General features: G+C 29.3%; 3 protein-coding genes. All 3 read right to left on the reverse strand.

The annotated features are described in order from the left end of the window. Window positions 1-117: 117 nt before the first annotated feature. Window positions 118-405, reverse strand: coding sequence for a hypothetical protein (locus JCM19033_RS21635; protein WP_054637887.1), 288 nt, complete (start codon window positions 403-405; stop codon window positions 118-120). A gap of 508 nt (window positions 406-913) precedes the next feature. Then, window positions 914-1,072, reverse strand: coding sequence for a hypothetical protein (locus tag JCM19033_RS23960; RefSeq protein WP_157050026.1), 159 nt, complete (start codon window positions 1,070-1,072; stop codon window positions 914-916). A 53-nt stretch (window positions 1,073-1,125) separates the two neighbouring features. Further along, the coding region (locus JCM19033_RS24665; RefSeq protein WP_198153630.1) for a hypothetical protein at window positions 1,126-1,429 on the reverse strand (304 nt) is incomplete at its 5' end.

The raw sequence follows: 1,429 nt of genomic DNA on the forward strand, positions 1-1,429 counted from the left end.
TGAGTAAAAAATGGAAGACTACGTAACCATCTTACCAATAATCTACTTACTTGACTAATAAAAGGCATTTTCCTTATATCTTCATCGTTGAATCCCTTGAGACACTCTCTAATACCGTTATAAAAAAGAGTTCTTCGTTGTTAAATTGATAATAATGATAAACATATTCATTTGGGCTTGTAGCATTCCATATAAGGCATTGCCTGTTAAATCGTTTACCACCATTCCATTTTTATAAATTAAAATGTGGTCCCAATAATCTTTCAATAAGCTTACAAGTAGTATTGGTATCAATGGTTGACGTATGCCAAATTTAGACTCTTTTAAGATGTTAAAAAGAGCAGCTAATTCACCTTCCTTGTTTTTTTCAATTTCTTTAATAAGTTGTTTTCGTAGTTCCCGCAAATTTATATCTTTAATAGAATTAAGGTTAGAAAGTTGCAAATCATTATTTTTAAAAACAGTTGCATAGATTAAATAATCAGTCCATTGCCTTCAACCTCAACCTCTCCTGTAGAAACTAAGATTTGGTTGAGTAATTTAACACCAGCTTTTGCTGTACAGTACTTATATACCTTCTATTAAATGTCATTATTTATAACAGGTGTGAACTTATAATATTAACATTACATCGATAATTAATCTTCAATTGAATCCTATGTTTAATTTTAATAGCTGACTAGAATGAACCCATTTTAAATCACTTCCAAACTGGAAGAAATAAGTTAGGAAATGATTAAGTTCATACTTTAAGTCCTCTAAATATAATTCTAATTCTAGCTTCACTAATTGATCATTTTCAAAACCAGAGGTAGGATCGTCTAAAATACTTTGTACAATAAAATATTCTCTTATATGGGTATCTAGTTTTTTATAATTAATTAACCGATAACAAAAGAAAATTCTTCTGTTACTACATTTCATAAGCTCTTTCTCTAAAGGAATTTGTTGGGATAGAAGGAGATTGAAGGATTGCATATATTTGTGCGTCTGCATCATTTATTCCTAATTGCTCAGTGTTTTCTATTACTTCATCTGAATAAATAAAGTTGACTTTAGCAAACCTGGTCATCTGTTTTTCTTCGTTGTATTGAATAGGAAAGTAGAATTTTGTTTCAAAGATTTCTAATAAATCTTTTGATTTTCCTTGGTAATAGCAACCGATTTGCTTTTCTCTTTAATCATATGCTTAATATCTACAGAACTTCCTTCAAAAAGCTCCCACTGTTTTTGTATTTGATTAAACCTGATTGTTTTCCACCTTTTTAGATCAGCTAGTAAATTTTTGATTAAAGAATCCTCTAACCCGGTAGCCGAAAAACTAAAGAGGTTTTCATCTAATTTTAAAGATGAAGTAGAACCTATTAAAGACCAAATCGTTATTGTTTCAAAAAGCTTTTGATGATGGTGGTGTTTTTTATTATTTAAA

The sequence above is a fragment of the Thalassobacillus sp. C254 genome (genome assembly GCF_001310615.1).

Coding starts and splice junctions, on each gene's coding strand:
- JCM19033_RS23960 (WP_157050026.1), bottom strand. CDS start 1,072: ATGACCAGGTTTGCTAAAGTCAACTTTATTTATTCAGATGAAGTAATA.